The sequence below is a fragment of the Palleronia aestuarii genome (assembly GCF_003253995.1).
Taxonomy (GTDB): Bacteria; Pseudomonadota; Alphaproteobacteria; order Rhodobacterales; family Rhodobacteraceae; genus Palleronia; species Palleronia aestuarii.
The window spans coordinates 19,939-39,062 of the sequence record NZ_QKZL01000027.1 but is presented as its reverse complement, the minus strand read 5'-3'; the positions used below and the strand labels follow the sequence as shown (position 1 = coordinate 39,062).

Annotated in this window: 14 protein-coding genes and 3 pseudogenes; 11 read left to right on the top strand and 6 right to left on the bottom strand. The window is 63.0% G+C overall.

Features of this window, described 5'->3' with window-relative positions; all coding sequences use genetic code 11:
* Positions 1 to 46: 46 nt before the first annotated feature.
* Positions 47 to 415 (top strand): DDE-type integrase/transposase/recombinase, encoded by a 369-nt coding sequence (locus LX81_RS23390; RefSeq protein WP_111538799.1) that lies wholly within the window; start codon positions 47 to 49, stop codon positions 413 to 415.
* Here the strand turns inward: LX81_RS23390 and LX81_RS18610 are convergent.
* On the bottom strand, positions 312 to 1,718 hold the full coding sequence (locus LX81_RS18610) for an IS30 family transposase (protein ID WP_211322824.1): 1,407 nt from the start codon (positions 1,716 to 1,718) through the stop codon (positions 312 to 314). The two genes, LX81_RS23390 and LX81_RS18610, sit on opposite strands and share 104 nt — an antisense overlap.
* Before the next feature lie 47 nt (positions 1,719 to 1,765).
* Here LX81_RS18610 and LX81_RS18605 point away from each other — a divergent pair.
* Positions 1,766 to 2,077, top strand: a pseudogene (locus LX81_RS18605) (transposase); the annotation flags it as partial.
* A 192-nt stretch (positions 2,078 to 2,269) separates the two neighbouring features.
* Here the strand turns inward: LX81_RS18605 and LX81_RS18600 are convergent.
* Positions 2,270 to 3,415, bottom strand: a complete 1,146-nt coding sequence (locus LX81_RS18600) for an extracellular catalytic domain type 1 short-chain-length polyhydroxyalkanoate depolymerase (RefSeq protein ID WP_111538797.1) — start codon at positions 3,413 to 3,415, stop codon at positions 2,270 to 2,272.
* Positions 3,416 to 3,854: 439 nt separating this feature from the next.
* On the opposite strand from LX81_RS18600, the gene LX81_RS18595 reads away from it, so the two are divergent.
* The 4 genes from LX81_RS18595 (at position 3,855) to LX81_RS18580 (ending at position 8,238) form a co-directional block, all read left to right on the top strand.
* Positions 3,855 to 5,048 carry a BaiN/RdsA family NAD(P)/FAD-dependent oxidoreductase gene (locus tag LX81_RS18595; RefSeq protein ID WP_308418339.1) on the top strand — a complete coding sequence of 398 codons (1,194 nt, stop codon included), beginning with the start codon at positions 3,855 to 3,857 and terminating at the stop codon, positions 5,046 to 5,048.
* 384 nt (positions 5,049 to 5,432) lie between these two features.
* Positions 5,433 to 6,440 (top strand): ABC transporter substrate-binding protein, encoded by a 1,008-nt coding sequence (locus tag LX81_RS18590; RefSeq protein ID WP_111538796.1) that lies wholly within the window; start codon positions 5,433 to 5,435, stop codon positions 6,438 to 6,440.
* Complete coding sequence (locus LX81_RS18585) at positions 6,440 to 7,477, top strand: FecCD family ABC transporter permease (RefSeq protein ID WP_111538795.1); 1,038 nt, start codon at positions 6,440 to 6,442, stop codon at positions 7,475 to 7,477. Before LX81_RS18590 ends, LX81_RS18585 begins: the two co-directional genes overlap by 1 nt.
* Positions 7,474 to 8,238 carry an ABC transporter ATP-binding protein gene (locus LX81_RS18580; protein WP_111538794.1) on the top strand — a complete coding sequence of 255 codons (765 nt, stop codon included), beginning with the start codon at positions 7,474 to 7,476 and terminating at the stop codon, positions 8,236 to 8,238. Before LX81_RS18585 ends, LX81_RS18580 begins: the two co-directional genes overlap by 4 nt.
* Positions 8,239 to 8,779: 541 nt before the next feature.
* Here LX81_RS18580 and LX81_RS18575 read toward each other — a convergent pair.
* The 4 genes and pseudogenes from LX81_RS18575 to LX81_RS18560 all read right to left on the bottom strand — a co-directional run bounded on the left by LX81_RS18575 (position 8,780) and on the right by LX81_RS18560 (position 13,159).
* Positions 8,780 to 9,722, bottom strand: a pseudogene (locus LX81_RS18575) (IS5 family transposase).
* Between the two features lie 243 nt (positions 9,723 to 9,965).
* Positions 9,966 to 10,597 (bottom strand): annotated as a pseudogene (locus tag LX81_RS18570) (tyrosine-type recombinase/integrase).
* Positions 10,598 to 10,819: 222 nt separating this feature from the next.
* Positions 10,820 to 12,823, bottom strand: coding sequence for a methyl-accepting chemotaxis protein (locus LX81_RS18565; protein WP_170134029.1), 2,004 nt, complete (start codon positions 12,821 to 12,823; stop codon positions 10,820 to 10,822).
* Between the two features lie 186 nt (positions 12,824 to 13,009).
* A complete protein-coding gene (locus tag LX81_RS18560) occupies positions 13,010 to 13,159 on the bottom strand; it encodes a hypothetical protein (RefSeq protein WP_234822705.1) in 150 nt (49 codons plus the stop codon).
* Positions 13,160 to 13,263: 104 nt separating this feature from the next.
* On the opposite strand from LX81_RS18560, the gene LX81_RS18555 reads away from it, so the two are divergent.
* From LX81_RS18555 to LX81_RS22345, 5 genes are all read left to right on the top strand, one after another.
* Complete coding sequence (locus LX81_RS18555) at positions 13,264 to 13,560, top strand: hypothetical protein (protein ID WP_111538791.1); 297 nt, start codon at positions 13,264 to 13,266, stop codon at positions 13,558 to 13,560.
* Positions 13,561 to 14,342: 782 nt separating this feature from the next.
* Complete coding sequence (locus tag LX81_RS22350) at positions 14,343 to 16,016, top strand: methyl-accepting chemotaxis protein (protein ID WP_211322823.1); 1,674 nt, start codon at positions 14,343 to 14,345, stop codon at positions 16,014 to 16,016.
* A gap of 1,028 nt (positions 16,017 to 17,044) precedes the next feature.
* A complete protein-coding gene (locus LX81_RS21960; protein WP_146259476.1) occupies positions 17,045 to 17,449 on the top strand; it encodes a hypothetical protein in 405 nt (134 codons plus the stop codon).
* Between the two features lie 445 nt (positions 17,450 to 17,894).
* Positions 17,895 to 18,119 carry a hypothetical protein gene (locus LX81_RS18540; protein WP_146259475.1) on the top strand — a complete coding sequence of 75 codons (225 nt, stop codon included), beginning with the start codon at positions 17,895 to 17,897 and terminating at the stop codon, positions 18,117 to 18,119.
* A gap of 119 nt (positions 18,120 to 18,238) precedes the next feature.
* On the top strand, positions 18,239 to 19,124 hold an 886-nt coding region (locus LX81_RS22345; RefSeq protein WP_211322822.1), incomplete at its 3' end, for a hypothetical protein.

Below are 19,124 nucleotides of genomic sequence, written 5' to 3'. Positions count from 1 at the left end.
CATGGCGGCCCGATCTATCCGTTGATCGCCAGAGACTTCGAGGCGCATGGCCCGGATCATCTCTGGGGTGAGCCATCGCGTCGCCATGCGTTCGAGACCGTTGGCGAACGACATCACCTTTGTCGCCATCACGACCGGCTTCGTTTATGTCGCGATCATCATGGATGCCTGGTCGCGACGCATCGTCGGCTACGCGATCGGACGGCGGATCGATGCACGCTTGGCCGTCGCCGCCTTCGAGCGCGCCATCGCCCTGCGCCGTCCGCTTCCCGGGTGCGTCTTCCACACGGATCGTGGATCGCAAGGCTGTCTCAACCGGTCGTCGCAACATGGCCAGCTTCTGCGTTCGCGAAGACCGCGTCCGGTGCCTCCGCCGGGGTTCTCCACGCGAGCGTCTTGCGGGGTCGCCCGTTGAGCGCGGCGGCGACGGCCTCGAGGTCATCGGGACTGTGCAGGCTGAGATCGGTGCCTTTAGGGAAGTATTGGCGGAGCAGACCGTTGGTGTTCTCGTTCGTGCCGCGCTGCCACGGGCTGTGGGGATCGCAGAAGTAGACCGGCAGATCCGCGGCGACGGTCAGTTCGGCGTGGCGGGCCATCTCCGCCCCCTGATCCCATGACAGGGAGCGACGAAGATGCTTGGGCAGGCGGGCGATACTAAACTGAATGGCATCCCTGACCGCCTCGGCGCCGTGCCCCGCGAGAGGCGGGCCGTTCTTGATCCGTGGGCCTTCGCCATGCCCGGGCAGCCGCGGAAGGTGCAGCAGCATCGTGAAGCGCGTCTGCCGCTCGACCAGGGTGCCGATGGCGGAGCGGCCCAAGCCAATGATCAGGTCGCCCTCCCAGTGACCGGGGACGGCGCGATCCTCGGCTTCGGCGGGACGCTCGCTGATCATGATCTCCGGTGTCACAAAAGACTTGCCACGGCCGGCGGTCCGGGCTCTGGGCACGCGCAGCGCCCGGCCGGTGCGCAGGCAAGCTGTCAGCTCGCGACGCAGGACGCCGCGCCCCTGGATATACAGCGCCTGATAGATCGCCTCATGACTGATCCGCATGGTCTCGTCTCCAGGAAAGTCGATCCGCAACCGGCTGGAGATCTGTTCGGGGCTCCAGGCCATGGCCCACCGGCGCGGCTGCCGCGGTCCGAGTCGGCGCCCCTTCCAGACGACGTCCGGACCAGTCACGACTGAGCCATCCGGCCGCGAGATCTGGCCCGAAAGCCTATCCTGCACATACTGCCGCAACGCCGAGTTCATCGCCAGCTTCGCAGGCTTCGGGCGCCGGGCTGCGCGCTCGGCATGCCATTGGGCCGTGGTCGCCCGGTAATCGAACCCGCCCGAGCGGGTCGCGGCGTTGCGTCGGACCTCCCGCGAGATTGTTGAGGCTGCCCGCCCCAAGCGGCGCGCGATCTCGCGCAAGCCAACACCCCGCGCCAGCAGCAGCGCGATCTCTTCACGTTCCTTAAGACAGAGATAGCGCCGAGATGGCGGCGGCGCCGATGGCGCCAAATGCGAAGGGGGCATGCCGCCAGCCTCTCGAAACCACCGTGTTCCGACCGGCTGCGAGACACCGGCCCGCACGGCAGCTTCCTCGCTGGGAAGACTAAGAGCAATCAGGGCCCAGAAGTGCTGGCGTTCAAATCGCTGCGCCACTCCGGGCCGCCCAGGAGAGCGCAGCTTGCGCCTCGTTGATCGCTCGGATTTTCGTCTACCTGTCGTCATCGCAACCTCCTTCAACAGGGGTGTTGCGACGACCGGTTGAGACCGCCAGCAACCATACCGGGACCAAGGCTTTGTCGGGCAGTTTGTCAGCGGCAGAATGGCTGTTGGGAGATCGCGGATATGATGCCGACTGGCTCCGCGAAGACCTTTCAGATATGGGCATAACGCCCTGCATCCCGGGGCGGAAGTCGCGCAACAAGCCGGTCCGATACGGCAAACGCCGATGCAAACGCCGCAGCAGGATCGAGATCATGTTCGGGCGTCTGAAGGACTGGCGTCGCGTTGCCACTCGATATGATCGTTGCCCAAAGGTCTTCCTGTCAGCAACTGCCCTCGCAGCGACCGTTCCGTTCTGGCTCAGAATCAATAAGTCTGGAGCTTATCGGCTGGTTCGGTGCCGGGATCGGCAGGTCGTCAGTATCAAGCGAAGCGGACTTTGCCGCACACCCCAGTCCGCCGTGAGTCTGTACTGCCTGCCTCATCCGACAGGTCAGTCCTGCCGCAATGCCATTCTGTAACTTTCGATTGGAACGGTCCGGACGCTTATCGCGTCACGCCGCGTCGGCCAATTGCGCCGCCTTGCGCTGCTTTGACGTCGTTCGATGTTGCAGAAAAAAGCGCATCATCTCGCGCGATGCATCCGGACCTGCAGGGTCGGCAAACCGACCGGCCCGACTGCCGCCGGACCAAGCATGGCCGGCGTCTTTCACGACCCAGAATTCCGTGAACGATCGGCCTTTTCCCCGGCGATGCGATTGCCTCACGAATGGATGCCCACCATGCCCGCGACTGCTCAGTTCGGTGCGGCGCAGTCCGTCGTAAGCGGCAGCGGCGCGTGATGCGATGAAGCGGCCGTTCCTGACATGGACGACCTTGTCATCTTCGCCGTGGAAAACGATCGTGGGCATTGGACCGGGGGATCGGTGGCCAGGGGCGCCATGTCTCATGGCAAGTGCGGCCGTCGTCGCGTCGCGTGCCGCGCCCCATGCCAGGCCTGAATGGGCCCCGACCGCAGCGAAGATGTCCGGATATGTCGCCGCGAGGATCAACGCCATCGATGCCCCCGCCGACAAGCCCGCGACATACACTCGCGCGGGGTCGGCCGGGGCGGTGCTCGCGACATCCCGCGTCAGACTGGCCAGAAGGGCGGGTTCGCCCGCGCCCCGGACCTGATCGCCGCGCCGATACCAATTCCAGCAGCGATTCTGCTGTGAGCGGCGTTCCTGCGCTGGATAGACGACGATGATGCCCAGTTCCTCCGCCAAGGCATTCATGCCGGTCCCTCTGGCGAAGTCATCCGGCGTTTGTCCGCATCCGTGCAGCATCATGAGGACGGGGAGCGGCTGCACCGTCGCGCAGGCGCAAGCGGGAACGTAAAGTTTGTAGGTCAGGCTGCCGACCTCGCAATCGTGTGTTCGCCATCCAAACGACGCGCCCCGGGGCAATGCCTTTCTAGATCGGGTAGTCGCAGAAGATGGTGGTACCGACTTCGAGGGTTTCACCGTCGGGTGCGGGCCGGCTTTCGGACGACTGGGCGTTCTACCCGTGGATTTCGCCGGGGTCTTGGATTTTGGGCGGGCTTTCCCGGCAGGTGGCTTGGGAAACATGGCACTGGTCATTTGCCCCATGGCCGTCGACGTGGCCTTTCGCAGCCGCTTGCGTCCGCGTATCTGGGCCTTCTTGAACGGGTTGAACATGCTGCTCGTTTTCCAGGAGTGGTTCGACAGAGCTGTCGCATGCGTTGTCGTGCTGCGCCATTCCCATCGGAGGCGCGGATGAACTTATCCCGACCCATGACCGTAGACCCGGGACGCTAAAGGATGGTGGTCGCAGGGTTTGGTAGATCATGACCGCAAGCGCTTCGAGACGTGAGCGCTTTGAGAATATCGGCGACCTCGATAAGTCGAGTCATGCTGTGCGCCCTCGCCATCGGCCGTCTCCGGAGCGCAGCGCCGCCGCAGGCCAGCGGCGAGCCTTTTCCTGAGGAATTCATCGACACGTAACCCTCCTGCGCAAACAATCGGGGACACCTCTATCAGAAACCTCAGTAGGGCTGCGCCACCTTCCTGAGGCAGGTCGGTGACAGCCGATCCGAGAGCAATACGCGCCATTTTCTTGCTCGGCGGGGAGGGGTAGATGACCGGCATGAAATACGATGTGATCGTGCTTGGTGCCGGAGCTGCCGGTCTGATGGCTGCCGCGACAGCGGGACAGGCCGGCGCCCGTGTGCTCCTGCTCGATCATGCCGACAAGGCAGGCAAGAAGATCCTGATCTCGGGCGGCGGCCGATGCAACTTCACCAATATGGGGGTCGAGGCGGACTGCTTCCTCTCCGAAAATCCGCACTTCTCGAAATCCGCGCTTGCCCGTTACACCCAGTGGGATTTCCTCGCGCTGGTCGACCGCTACGGTATCGACTGGCATGAGAAGACATTGGGGCAGTTGTTCTGCGATGGCTCCGCCCGGCAGGTCGTGGCGATGCTTCTCGAGGAATGCGGCAGTGGTCGTGTGGAGATCCGTCTTTCGACGGAGATCGGCGAGATCGGCCACGGAGACGGGCTGTTTCGCGTCGCCGGAGCGTCGGCCGAGCAGCTGGTCATCGCCACAGGCGGCCCCTCCATCCCGAAGATGGGGGCTAGCGGGGTCGCCTACCAGATTGCTCGGCGCTTCGGTCTAACTGTCGTTCCCCCGAGACCTGCTCTCGTCCCCATGACCCTCGGACCGGACGCGCAGGCGTTCCGGGAGATTTCCGGCGTATCGTCCCGGGTCACGGCCGAGGCCGGTGGGGCCGCCTTTTCCGAGGCCGCGCTCTTCACGCACCGTGGGCTATCGGGGCCGGCAATCCTTCAGGTCTCCTCCTACTGGACACCCGGGTCGCCGATCGTGCTGAGAGTGATCGAGAATGCCGAAGAGATCCTGCGCGACGCGCGGCGACGATCGCCCCGTAGCCGGCTGCGCTCCGTGCTGAACGATCACCTCCCGAACCGCTTGGCCGAGGTCCTGTCAGCGCGCATCGGGCTCGAAACGGAGATGGGGAACAGCTCCGACAAGGACCTCGAGCGCGTTGCCGCAGACCTGCAGCATCTGACGTTCTATCCGACCGGCACCGAGGGCTTTGCCAAGGCCGAAGTCACAGCCGGTGGCATTTCGACCGAAGCGCTTTCCTCGCGGACGATGGAAGCGAAGACGGTTCCGGGACTTTATGCCATCGGCGAGGCCGTCGACGTCACTGGCTGGTTGGGAGGATACAACTTCCAGTGGGCCTGGTCTTCGGGCTGGGCCGCCGGAAAAGCGGTTTCCGAGCGACACGATCGCCCGCTGCGTCCATGATGGCGTGGATGTCTTCACCTACGAAGGTGGGCATGGTCTGCATCAGCAACCTTGGTAAAGGCCGTGGGTGCTTGCCGCAGGGTCGTTAGAGCCCGGATTGACTGTCGCAGAAGGGCGTCAGTTCGCAAGCGCAGCATCGAAGTACATTGCATGGACTATCCAGAGTCGCCGTAAACAACTCACGCTGTATAGGTGCAACGGAGTACCGCTAGGATCGTCATGGTCCCGATCGATTTCAGGCAAGACTGCCGCGTAGGAGAGGTTCACCCGAGAACATGCACTTTCTTTCCAGCGGCGAAACATCCTGACTAATTTACCTTGATATCGTCGCCGGACACGCTTAGCCGGTTTCCGACAGATAAACTCAACAATGAGCACCGCTTGATGTCGCACAAACCGATCACGGCGATTGCAATCGCAGCTTTGGCCTGTCTTGGCTCTGCGGCTCTGGCGGAAACCGATTATCCCCTGACGATAGAAAACTGCGGGCAATCGGTCACCTTCGAAACGGCACCACGAAACGCCGTGGCCCTGGGTCAGAACAGCGCCGAAATCATGCTGCTGCTGGGTCTCGAGGACAGGATGGCGGCGACCGCGTTCTGGCCCAGTTCGGTATTGCCGGAGGTGGCCGAGGCCAACGAGGAAGTCGAGGTGCTCACCGTCGAGTTTCCAACCCTGGAATCCGTGCTGTCGGTCCAGCCCGACTTCGTCGCCGCAATGCTCACGACGTTGCTTGGTCCCGACAGCAAGGTGGCAAAACGTTCGGACTTCGAGGACCTCGGCATCCCGACCTACCTCGCACCGAGCGCCTGCACGACGACGCTCGACGCGAACGACGCCTACGGCTCGCGCGACAAGCTTTGGACCATGGACCTGCTCTACAAGGAGATCGAGGATCTGGCGCGGATCTTCGACGTCGCGGAGCGTGGGGAAACGTTGATCGCGGATTTCAAGTCGCGCGAGGCTGCCTTGCGCGAGCAGTTCACGGAAAACGAGAACCTGTCTTTCCTGTTCTGGTTTTCCAGCCCGTCGCCGGCCGACGATGCCTATCTCGGCGGCGGGAATGGACCTTCGGGCTACATCGCCGACATTCTTGGCGGCGCCAACGCCATCACGACCGAGGCCGACTGGCCTGCCGTCGGATGGGAAGGCATCATGGCTGCCGACCCGACCGTGTTCGTCGTCGCTCAGGTCGACCGGAACCGCTGGGACCTGGACACCGCCGAGAACAAGATCGAATTCCTGACGTCTGATCCGACCGTCAGTCAGATGGAAGCGGTTCACGAGGGTCGGATCGTGACCATGAGCGGTGCCGCGATGAACCCAAGCAGTCGCACCCTCTACGGCGCCGAGCAGGTGGCCGAGCAGCTGAAGGAACTCGATCTTCCGTGATGGCCCCTGACGCATCGGAGGGCGGCGCAGGACGGCTCGCCCTCTTTACCTGCCTTTCCGCGATCGTCCTGGCATTTGCCGTCGCCTTCGCGACGGCGATCGGCGATTATCGCATCGGTCTGGGCACGGTATTCCTCTCGATCACGAACGAATTGGGCCTGACCGGAGCCAAGGTCGCACCGATCGAACAGAGCGTCGTGTGGAACTTGCGCCTAAGTCGCGCTCTTGTAGCGGCCCTCGCCGGGGCGGGGCTGGCGATGTGCGGGGCAATCCTTCAAGCACTTCTCCGCAACCCGCTGGCCGAGCCTTTTGTCCTCGGTGTCTCGGCAGGCGCTTCGACCGGCGCGGTCTGCGTAATCGTTCTTGGCATCGGCGCGGGCAGCCTCTCGCTGTCGCTGGGCGCCTTCGCGGGCGCTTTCGCCGCTTTCGCTCTGGTGGCGCTTCTGTCCAACGGCGCGACGAGCGGCCCGAACCACACGATCCTCGCCGGCGTGGCAGCCTCGCAGCTATTCAACGCGCTGACCTCGTATATCGTGACGACCTCCGGCAACGCTCAGCAGGCGCGGGACGTGATGTTCTGGTTGCTGGGCAGCTTCGGCGGCGTGCGCTGGCCGGACTTCCAGCTTTTGCTGGGAGTGGTGGTCGTCAGTCTTGTGATCTGCGCCTGGATGGCGCGCTCGCTCGACGCCTTCACTTTCGGTGATGAGGATGCCGCGGCGCTTGGCGTTCCGGTGGGACGCATCCGGCTGATCCTTTTCGGCGTGACCGCCCTGTTGACCGCGACGATCGTGAGCATGGTCGGTGCCATCGGCTTCGTCGGGCTGGTCGTGCCGCACGCCGCGCGATACATCGTCGGCCCCTTGCACCTGCGGCTCCTTCCGGCCTGCGCCGTCGTCGGAGCAGTGTTCATGGTCATCGCCGACATAGCTTCGCGCGTGATCGCCACGCAGCAGACGGTCCCGATCGGTGTCGTCACCGCGCTTGTCGGCGTACCCTTCTTTGCGATCATCCTTTACCGGGCAAGGCCACAGACATGAGCGTCGTCGCCGAGAACCTGAACTGGGGCGTGAAGCGCAAGGCCATCGTGTTGGGCGTTTCGCTGACGGTCGCGCCGGGCGAAACGCTTGGACTGATCGGTCCGAACGGGTCCGGCAAATCCTCCCTGCTGCGGCTTCTGGCGGGGCTGCGTCGCCCCGATACCGGGCGGGTGGAGATCAACGGTCAGGACATCGCGCAGGTCTCGCGCAAGGCGCTGTCCCGGCAGGTCGCGTTCGTCCAGCAGAGCGTCGCGACCGACACCAATGTCACCGTGGTCGACGTCGTGCGGCTCGGGCGAACGCCCCACCGCTCGGCCTTCGCTGGCTGGTCAGAGGCCGATGAGACATCGGTGGCCGAAGCCCTCGATCGCGTAGATATGGCCTCACGTAGAAAGCAGGCGTGGCAAACCCTGTCCGGGGGCGAACGGCAACGCGTCCATATCGCCCGGGCGTTGGCGCAGGCACCGCAAGTGATGTTCCTCGACGAGCCGACCAACCATCTCGACATCCATCACCAGATCGAAATTCTTCGCATGGTGCGCGATCTCGATCTGACCAGCGTCGTCGCCCTGCACGACCTGAACCTCGCCGCGATGTTCTGTGACCGGATCGTGGTCCTCCAGGACGGTGCCGTCCGCGTCTGCGGCACACCCCACACCGTGCTCACGCGGGAGACGCTACGCGACGTGTTTCGCGTCTCTGCCTATGTGGACATATCCCCATATCATAGCCAGCCGCATATCCGGTTCAGTGCGGTATGAAGCAGGCAGGGTCGATCGGATGCGCAGAACGGCTTTCGATCAAGCTCAATTGGCATTCCCGCGCGGGTGATCCGCGGCGATGAGTAATTCCTCTCCCCGGTTTGGGCCCATGCCTGCTGTGTCGAACGAAGCGCTCGGGACCATACTCTACATCTTGTGAACCTTTGCCTTTGCGCTGATGGGCGTCTGCTTGGACACCCTTGGCGACATGATGCTTTCGGGGCAGGTGATATTCTTACAGTCGGACTTCGCGCGGCTGCCGTTGGACGCGTATCCACGATAGCGCGGCGATCGGGCAGGCGGGCTCAGGCCATCCTACTCTTTGCAGCACATCGCGTGCTCCCTTATGGGAGGCACGGCCATGTCCACATTCCACTTTCTCCCCGCGTGGCTTCGCAGTTGCAGTAAGAAATGAGCACGTCTGGCGAACGGCGATATTGTTTTGCGTTTGATGCTTTGGGCATCTTCAGGAACGAGGCATCCACACGACCCCGTTGCACTAAGCCTCTGATGTCCGAGGTTCCCCTTTCCCCGGACGGACTTATCCCATAGCCTCCGTGACAGGGATGCCGAGTGCGGTGTAGCCATTTATGGCGGCGATGCGGATCTGGACCTGAGCGACGTGTCGGTCGAAGTCCCGCGCGATGAGGCGCTGCCCCAGCAACTTGCAGTGCATTTTCGTTTCGGCACGGCTTCGCCGGTGATATCCGCTTCATCTTTGCCATAGGGACCTGCCGAGGTAATTAGATGCTCGTAGAACCTCGTTTCTGGCGACCGTGCCAGCGGTGACGATCTTCCACGGCTGGGCATTCCTGCGGGGAGGGATGACGGCATGGGCGCCGCGCTCAGCGATCGCGTCGTGGCATTTGCTCATGTCAAAGGCGCCATCTGCCGTGACGCTGCCAATCTCCTGGTGCTGTGGGATCTGGCCGAGCAGATCGGGCAATACCGGCGCATCGCCGATGTGGCTCTCATCCACTGGCTCTTTCGAACCGGTGAACTCTCGACAGCCCAGATCGCTAGTGTTTTCTCGTCGATACCGAGGTGGAACTTGTACCAGACACGTCGTTTGGGGCCGCCATACTCGCTTGCGTGCCATTCGCCTTCGTTCTCGATGCCCGTGCTGTCGATCAGCATGTGCAGCGGACCCTGAGAACCGCGATATGGGATATTCATGACGAGGAATTTCTGACGGCAGGACAGCGTGCTGAAGTTGGGCACTGTGCAGTCCAGGCCGACCAGCACAGGCTTTCGACAAAGCCTGTCGTCTGCCGGAGTTCCATTCCGAACAGAGCCTTAATCGTCAGGCACGTCTGGACCGCGGTATCGCTGTAGGTCTGCCATTGCCCGCGCCTCCCCGTCGGCATGGCCTCCTGGCTCATTCCGGGATCGAACTAGATTGTCAACGAACCTTGGCGCTTGAGCGCCTCGTTATAAGACGCCCAGTTCCTGGTCGTGTAGGTGGGGGATGTTGGTCTGCTCATGCACCACTGCCGCCACGCTGGATTCGCGAGACGAATCCCTTACGGGATTTTTGCAACAGAGCCTCGCTAAGCGCTGAAGACTAGTCGCGGTGAGGGGCACCCGCAATGTTCGCTTCACCCCGCACATCGATTATCCGGGCGGTGGAGATGCTGCGCAATGCGCGAATGTCCGGTTTGGAGAAGCGGCGAAGCGGCCCGGCAGCGACCGGTCAGCGCCGCCCGAGAAGTGGGTGGCCGCGTCGCTCAGATCTCGACTGCCTCCGAAATTGCGAGTGAATCTTTCAGCTCGACACCGAGGTATCGAACGGTGCTGTCCATTTCGTGTGCCCCAGCAGTAGCTGGACGGCGCGGAGATTGCCGGTCTTGCGGTAGATCTGCGCAACCTTGGTCCGGCGCATCGAGTGGGTACCGTAAGAGCTCGGCTCCAATCCGATCGAGGTGACCCAGCCTCGGACGAGGCGGGCATACTGCCGGGTTGAGATGTAAAGCCTCTCGTGGAACTGTCCCGGCCAGAGAAATTCAGAGCCGACCAATTCGGGATCTCCGAGCTTGGCCAGGAGGGCCTTCCGCGCCCCTTCGGTGATCTCGAAGCGGACCGGCTGCCGGGTCTTGCTCTGGAGGATCGAGGTCCGCTCCTTCACCTGGTCTGCCGCGAAGACGTCTGCGACACGGAGGCGAACGAGGTCGCAGCCGCGCAGCTTGCTGTCGATCGCCAGGTTGAAGAGCGCGAGGCCCCGGACGCGGTCGGCGAGTTCGAGCCGCACGCGGATCGCCCAGACATGTTTCGGCAGGAGCGGGCGCTTTTGGCCCACTAGGCGGCCCTTGTTCCAGGCTGGTCGGCACGCGCGGATGGCGGGAAGGTTCGAAGCAGGCATGGCGATTCCTCCTGTCCGCCGCGCTCCTCCCATCACCAGCACCGCGTCGGCCCCACAGGATAGCACGACGCGTTGCCGTAGGTCTGCCTCGAGCTCAAACTGACCGCGGCGTAGAGGCCGGGAACGCCACTGCAGCAAACGGCGTCTAAATGTGCGCGTATTGGAAGGAATTCATCGCCTCGGACGGATGCATGGCTATGGCCGGTAAAGATTGGGCTGCCGTTATGCAGCCAGTTCCAGTGTGGAAGTAGGCGTCCGTTTCTCTGGCTGGTCGGTACCGTCCTCGTTGGATTCGCCGATGATGTGCCTGAGTTCGTCGGCCTGGCTCGAAAGATCCTGGGCCAGATCCCTAGCATGATCGGACGTCGCGGCGTTCTGTTGGATCACCTGGTCGAGTTCCCGGATCGACCGGGTGATCTGCTCCGCACCCATACTCTGCTCCCGGGCCGCCGCCGAAATTTCCTGAACCAGGTCGGCCGTACGGCGGATCTCGGGAACGAGTTCCTCGATCTGTCCGCGCGCATCCCCAGCCGCCTCTACTGTGGTAGTGGATAGTTGCGAAATCTCCATAGCCGCGATCCGGCTCCGTTCGGCGAGTTTGCGGACTTCAGCGGCTACGACGGCGAACCCCTTGCCGTAGCTGCCGGCGCGCGCCGCCTCGACGGCGGCATTCAAGGCCAAGAGGTCCGTCTGGCGAGCGATCTCCTGTACGACGCCGATTTTCTCAACGATCTCCTGAACCGCCGTCACGGCGTTCGTGACGGCCTCGCCGGAAGACTGGGCCTTGGCCGAGGCTTTGGTGGCAATCTCTTCGGTCTGGCCGGCGTTGGTCGCCGATTGTCCAATACTCGCCGACATCTCCTCGATCGCGGCGCTGGCCTGCTGGGCGGAGGCGGCCTGGGTTTCCGCTCCCCTGCTGATCTGCTCGGAAGAGCGTTGCAACCCGACCGCCGCGCTTGCGACGGATTCCGAGTTCGTCAGCGCATTGGCGAGCACATCCTGCAGGGATTGGCGCAGCCGCTCGGTCTTGCGCATGTTGTCCCGGAACACCTCGAGGGCGGCGACAAGCCGGGCAACTTCGGCCAGATCGTTGTCACGGGTGTCGATCTCCACGTCCAGTTCGCCGCAGGACAGGCTTTCCAGAGCCTCGGTCGTCGCTTCGAGGCGAGAGACAAGGCGCTTGTGCAGCATCGACAGGACCACGGCGACGACACCGCCAAGTGCCAGAAGAAGAGCCATGTTGACGACGAGGCCGATCAGAGCGCTCGATCGCCGAGCATCCCAATAGGCGACAAGGTCGTCACCGGCCGCGTTGGACAAGGCCGTCATGTGATCCAGCGCCTCGTTCGACATCTCGAAGAAGGCGGGGAAATCTACGGGATAGATCGGCGCGTTCTGCCCTGCCCCAGTCGAGATCTCCTTAAGCGAGTCGGTCAGAGCAACATACTCCTCGAAGTACAGGGACTTACCGGTCTCGATCCGCTCCAGGATCGATTGCGGCAACACGCTCGCGGTCGCGAGGTTGAGCAGGGCGGCCCATGCCGTCGCGGCCCGGTTCTCATCCGCCGAGATCAGGTTGAGATAATCAACCGGAATCCGTGTGCCGTTCAGGGTCGCGATGGCGAAGTAGGTGCGTGCCCGGCCGCCGAATTCGCGGACTTCCCATGCCTTGTCCTGCACGCCCGCGAGCGCAGTGGAGACATCGGAGCTGACCTTGTTGGCGGGCGTCAGCAGCAGGCCGTCCGCCTTCATTTGCGAGATCTCGTGCTTCAGTTCGAAGGGCAGTTGCTTGGCCCTGAGGGGATTTCGTTCCGTCTTCGGCTTGGATAACATCGTATCGATCTCGGCCCTCAGGGCATCGACGGCGGCGATGGACTTAGCCGAAATAGCAAGGAAAGCGTCCCGTCCAGCGGATGGAGCCGCTGCCTGGGAGATCGAGATGGCGTCGCGGAGGAGGCGCTCTGCATCCTGCCGCTGCTCATCGATCAGCTGGCGGAACTCGGAAGGTACCGGTTCGTCGAGCGACAGGGCGACCTGCGTGACGCTACGCTCAAGCGAGAGCGCGATCGTGCCTGCGGCCCAGGTCGAGTTCGCCTTGCTCGCGTCCGCCATTCGGACGACGTTGCGATAGTCCTGCCAGGAACCGCCGACCGACAGTACGAATTTCACTGCAGCAAAGATGCCGACCGCCAGAAACGCAGCGAATACCAGCCGTGAAATTTTCATTCTGCGCCTCTCCCTGACCAAGTCGAACCACCGACAGGCGGCATGTGGCATTCGGCACTGCAAGTGGTCGGCAAAGATTGCGATTCGGTTTATCGCAGTAGGCGCGTATCGCGCCCGCAAGACGGCGATGCCGCGGGTCCGTCTTCCGTAAGTTCAGGCCGCGCAAAGCGAATTTCGGCTTTCGCGTCATCTCGTGGGCAATTGAGACGCACCGGTCGGCAATATGTGCTCCCGGCCGTGGGGCGAGGTATGCGCTAAGAGGTCGGGCGGGACTGGTAGTCTCGCGCACCGCCGAGCGACGGCTTCCCCCAGCCGCGCCGTGCCCCAGTAGATCACGATGGCTGCCAGCAAGTCGAGTGGGGCCACCCGGTAATGCTGCCCTTCGGCCGTGCGGTCGCCATCTGTTCCTGCCGTCCAATCTCAAGCGCGTTCATCGAGGCATGATGGGCTTCGCCCTTGGCAAGGCCGATCAAGGTACGACGCTGCATGTGGTATCCGGTACCCATTCGATACTTAAGATCGCCCTGACGAGGGACGCGCCATTGGTCTTCGCCACGAAAAGCGCCGCGCCCATGTCGCGGAACGCGCAGGGTCTTCCGGACCGGCGGTTGTACCCCATCCAACTCCGCATTGCCGAACCGAGCCGCGTCCTGCCGACGATCCGGTCATGGGACTCGACCACCGCATGCGCGATTGCGCGTAGTCACCCCACCACGCAGACGGCGATGATCGCGTGAGGCCGATTGTCCGGAAGATCACGTAGCCCATCCGCAGAGTTGTGTTCACCCTGGCGATGCGGCCGGGTGGCGCGCTGCACCGGAACGCTGTGGAAGACCTCTGTCGGAAGTTCGGAGCGTTGCAGGTCATCCTGCCGATCCAGCAATCCGAGCGCCCGGCCAAGTTGTTCCCGACCTCGAACTGACGCGGCGAGACGAACCGGGTTAGCCGGATCGTCCACCATGTCCTCCAGCAGGGCATCGAGAGCCTTGCGGAGATCGTCGCTGAGAGGGTTTGCGATTTCCGCCCCGATACGGCGCTTGATCGCGTCATGTCGACGTTTGGTTTTTGCTGTATCTACCTCTTGGCGTAAGCAACGGGGGTTGCAGCCATCTCCTTCTGGTGAACAAATACTCTGGATCTGGCAGTATTGTTTTCTGGCTAGCCATTCCGAAAGCTTCCGCGTCCTGCACTTTTGGACAGGTCGCCCGGCTCTGCAGCGCAGTTTTACTTGAGCGGACTGTCGCTCCGGACCCGGATTTACGGCGCTTTAATCGCAATCGAGCATTTTGACCGGCAATCCGCCAAGAAGCGCGGCAGCTACGGATTTTCTGTTTTACGGCGAAACGCCGGGCATTCGGGTCCTGTCGACAGGCCTCCGAAACAGAGCCGGAACCGGCGACCGTCTGCCGAGACACGTCATTTCAGACCTCGCCGGGGAGGCACGCTGCCCACGTCCTCCGAATTTCTCCGCCTGGTCGTTGATTTAATCGTTCCCCGGGCCCAAACACGAGCTGAGATTATGCACTTGACCATCAAGACGAAGATCATCGCCGGGTTCGCAATGATGATTGCCCTGACCGGGATGACGGCCCTGACCGGCCTGCACGGGATCCGGACCATCGGACACGATGTCGAGCTTCTCGTGGACTCGACCGCCTTCAAGCGCAGCGAAATGCAGGAAGTCCGCGCCACCATGATGGAGATGGACCGGGCGGTCCTGACCTATATCGACGCCGCCCTCGCCGAGGCAGATCCCGCCGAGATCGACGCGGCGCTCGCAGCCTTCGATCGTGGCGCGTCCGAGGTGGAGGACCTGCTCGCCGACCTGGAGGCCAGGGCCTCCGGCGAGGAAATCGATATCCTCGATGAACTCAACGACCACTGGGGCGCCTATACAGCCATCGAGGCGGAACTGCGTCCCTTGGCGCTCGCAGGGCGGGGCAGCGCAAACAAAATTCAGGGGATCTACGGTGAAGCCGATGCGGCCTTTGCCATGGTCTTCGAGGACATTTCGCACGAACTGGATCTTCTGGCCGAGGAGATGGCCGCGGAGCGTCAGCATGCCGAATCGACGGAAGCCAGCGTCACCCGTATGCAGCTCGTCCTTACCGGTGTGGCCCTCGCCATCGGTGTCGCCGTCGCGACCTTCCTTGCCGCGAGCCTCTCGCGCAAACTGAAACAGGCCGTGAGCGTGGTCGAGGAGGTGGCCCGCGGCAATCTCGATGTCGATACGAAGACGGAGAGCCGCGACGAGATCGGTTCGCTCCTGGCCGCAATGGACAAGATGGTGCTGAAGCTGCGCGAGGTGATCTCGAACTCGGCCGTCAGCGCCACCCATGTCTCCGACGGAGCCTCGAACATGGCCGCGACGGCCGAGCAGCTCTCCGCCGGCTCCACCCAGCAGGCCACGGCGGTGGAGGAGGCCTCGGCTGCGGTCGAGGAGATGACGGCGAACATCAGTCAGAACGCCGACAACGCGGCGCAGACGGAGAAGATCGCCGGCCAGTCCGCCGACGACGCCCGTCGCTCCGGCGAGGCGGTGGGCAACGCGGTCCGGGCGATGAAAACCATCGCTGAACGGATCACCATCATCCAGGAGATCGCGCGCCAGACCGACCTTCTGGCCTTGAATGCGGCCGTCGAGGCGGCCCGTGCCGGATCGCACGGCAAGGGTTTCGCGGTGGTGGCCTCCGAGGTACGCAAGCTCGCCGAGCGCTCTCAACAGGCGGCGGCCGAGATCAGTAAGCTGTCGTCGGAGACGGTGGAAGTTTCCGGCGAGGCTGGGCAGATGCTTGAGGCTCTGGTTCCCAACATCCAGCGCACGGCGGATCTGGTCTCCGAGATCTCGGCCTCGACACGGGAGCAGACCGTGGGCGCCGAGCAGATCAACCAGGCGATCCGCGAACTCAACACCGTGATCCAGCAGAACGCCTCCGCCGCCGAGGAGACGGCCGCCACCAGTCAGGAGCTTGCCGCCCAGTCCCAGCAGCTCACCGGCGTCATCTCCTACTTCGATGTGAAGGCGGTCAACTCAAAGCCCGCCACGCCCCGGCCCGTCACGGTGTCCAGGATCGCGGACCTCGCCCAAGGGCGAGCGGAGCGCACGTCCCGCCCCCAGATACCGGGCGTGCTCGATCTCGACCTCACCACCGAAAAGGTCTCCGACGAAGACTTCCAGCGCTACGCCGGATGACACTTCGATGAGGTCCGACAATTCGCGGGGGAGGATTTTTTCCTCCCCCGCGAATTGCTCACCTCGGATCGAAAATGCAAGATGCTGGTAACTGCTGGCGGACCTAGTAGCCAAGAATGTGACACGGTCCAGCCTCGGATCCCGACGGGAACCGCCGCGGAGGCGGTAGGCCCGATCTCCCTGATCAACCTGCCTGTTGTCGAAACAGATCGCAGGAGCCCGTGCCTTGGGGTGAAACTGGTCGCTTGTCGGGGCGGAGGAGGGGTAAATTCTCTGATCCTCCACTTTGTGCCCCTGACCGAGATCACCCGGATCGCGGCGGACTGGAAACTGACTAGTCTGGTCTCAGGCGTAGATCGTCCGGCGGTAGATCCGTCCGGAAGAAACTTCACTTCCCTGTGGACGGCCCAACCGGCACGGGCATATCGTAAATTACCGTCAAACGCCGTGTTACGGTCGGGTTTCTCGATGGCCTTGTGCGCGAGGTGCACCCGAGGAGGGCATCCCTCCGGAAAGCCTAGCCGGTGATGGCGGGTTTCCCGCGCTCCTGCGTGCGACAACCAGCCTCGAACGCATTGGGCGACGGCTCTTCGACCCGGACATGTTCAACGGATGGCTTCGCGGGAGACTGCCTGCGGCCTCGCAGACCGACCGACCCTTCTATGTCCGCAGATAAGCTGATGCCGGCAGCGGAGCCTGAATAGGTAAGCGCTGCGGTAACAGTCTCACCTACGCCCTAAGCTCGGGGCACAGCGCATTAGCATCTGAGCTCCGGTCACGGCTGGATGAAAGTTCGGTGGCAGGTAATTTTCACTGATGTTGGCGAGAGCCGGCTAGCGCGGGCACGCGCTTGCTTGGTCTCTCGCCAAGTATCGGAAGCCTCGACACGTTCAAAAGGCTGCCTGATCGCTGCGACAATGACGGTGTGCTGGCCACGGGAGCCATTGGCCAAGGTTAGGGTCGCTAAGATCAACCCTTTGTAGATTCAGGTCCGTTTAAGAACGGCTTGGAGATCCTTGGCGGGGCCGATGAACCACGTCACGCAGATGATCAAGAACGCGGCGGTGATCCTGCTCGCGACGATGCTGTTGACCGAGATTCGGCACCGGTTTTCAAAGGCGCCTCTTACGAAGGGAGTGCAACTTGGTGCAATGTTCGCCCTGGCGGGTGCAGTGGTGATGAACAACTCCGTCGAACTCGTTCAGGGCACCCGCACCGACCCTTGGCTGGCCGTCGCGACCCTCGCGGCGACTTTCGGTGGCCCGGTCAGCGCGGTGATCATGGCCAAGGCGCTGACCGGTCTCCGCCTTTCCTATGGTGGCCTTGGTGCGGTGCCGGGGCAACGAGCATCCCGGCGGTGGCCATGCTCTCGACCTTGGTCTGGGGGTGGTGGAAAGTGTATCTCGGGCGTTCAGCCGATCAGACCTATCTGATCGTCCAGACCGTTTCCTCGGGCATCGTCTCGGCGGTCGTGATCGCGCTTGTCACCCCGTTGCCGGCCTCGATCTACCTCACCTAGATCGCGTTTTTTGCACCGGCCAACATCGTGGTCGTATGGATCATGGGGACGTTCTTCCTTCGCGAGGACCAGCGGCGCGCGGCGCTCAAGGCCTAGGCGGAAACGGAAGCGCGGATCAGGGGGATCGCCAACAATGCCCCGCTGGTGCTCTGCCAGTTCATGCTTGAGCCCACGGGACGGCCGGTCTTCACCTATCTTTCGGATGCGAGCGGACGCATCCTCGGGATTTCGCCGACCGGAGTGATTGCCGATCCGGCGCGGTTCCTCGGTGGATTCACCGACGATTACGGCGGCGCCTTCGCGTCGTCGATCACGCGGTCGATCGCGACGGAAAATCGTTCACGGTCGATCTCGAGTACATGGTTCCGGGCAGCGAACCGGTCAGGCTCATGGTGGCCGCCGACCTGCGCGTGAACGACGAGGGTGTGCAACTCTGGGACGGGATCATCACCGACATCACCCGGCAGAAGATGGCGGATCGAACCGAGATGAGTTCGTCTTCTCCGACCGTTGCCGATCCGTACGTCATCGATTGGGATCCGGGCCTCATCGGCTACGAAGCTCCGGCCGTGTGCGTGGCCTGACTTCGAGGGCGCGCAATGATGCTGGTACCGGTTTCTGAATCTGTGCCGCGCCACGATCTATCATTAACCAAGGTTTCGATTATTCCACTGCATTAAAGCCTCGATAACCGGATTCTGATTTGCTCGCTGAGCAGGTTCTGGAGGCTTCCGTGATGACTTACTTGGCTCCGATCGGCCCGGATGTTGCAGCTTTCCTGGAGGCCGAGCGCTTTACGGCAGAGGATTTCCAAGCGGGCGACGGTTCGATGATCGGCGGGATCGGACCTGTCGAGATCGCTGCGCAGATCACCGGCCTTCGGACCAACGCCGACTTCTACCTCGACCAGGACACCCGCTTCGACTCGCTCCGCGATCTGGCGGCGAACGCGTCCGTAACGGGCAACGCATCCGCGGGTGGAAGCGCCGTCGACCCGTCGACGGCCGAACAGGGCATCGGTACTGTCGCGGAGCCGCTGCGTGCGCGCGCCATGCCGCCGAACGCCCCGAACGACGCCGCGGATGATGCCGTTACGTCAGCCCGAACGGATATCCGGACATCCGCTCAGAACGCGGGAGAGGCAATCCCGGTCGGAAGCGCCGATCCTGGCGAGCAGCTCGAAGTAGATGTGCAAACCGAGCCGGATGCCCCCGGGACAAACGAAACCTCCGAAGGCGAGGTGGAAACTCCGGGGCAAACCGTCTCGGGCCCGCCGGGCGACGGCGATCCGGCCCCCGTGGGGGAGTCTTCGTTCGATGCGGACGTCATCGGCGAATACCTTCCGGCCTCTGAGACAGGTCCGGCCGCGCTGATCACCCCCGATCAAACAGCGATGCTCGATCCGGTCGAGGCCGATGACGGAGCCATCGGCGCCATTTCGGGACCTGGGTCAGACGGTGATGAAGGCGCCGTCGAAGAACCCGAAGAAAACGCTCCCGACGACGTCGCTCTCGATGGGGGAAATGATGGCGATGGCATTCCCGAAGAGAACGACGGAGACGATAGCGGAGACACGACCGCAGGCGACC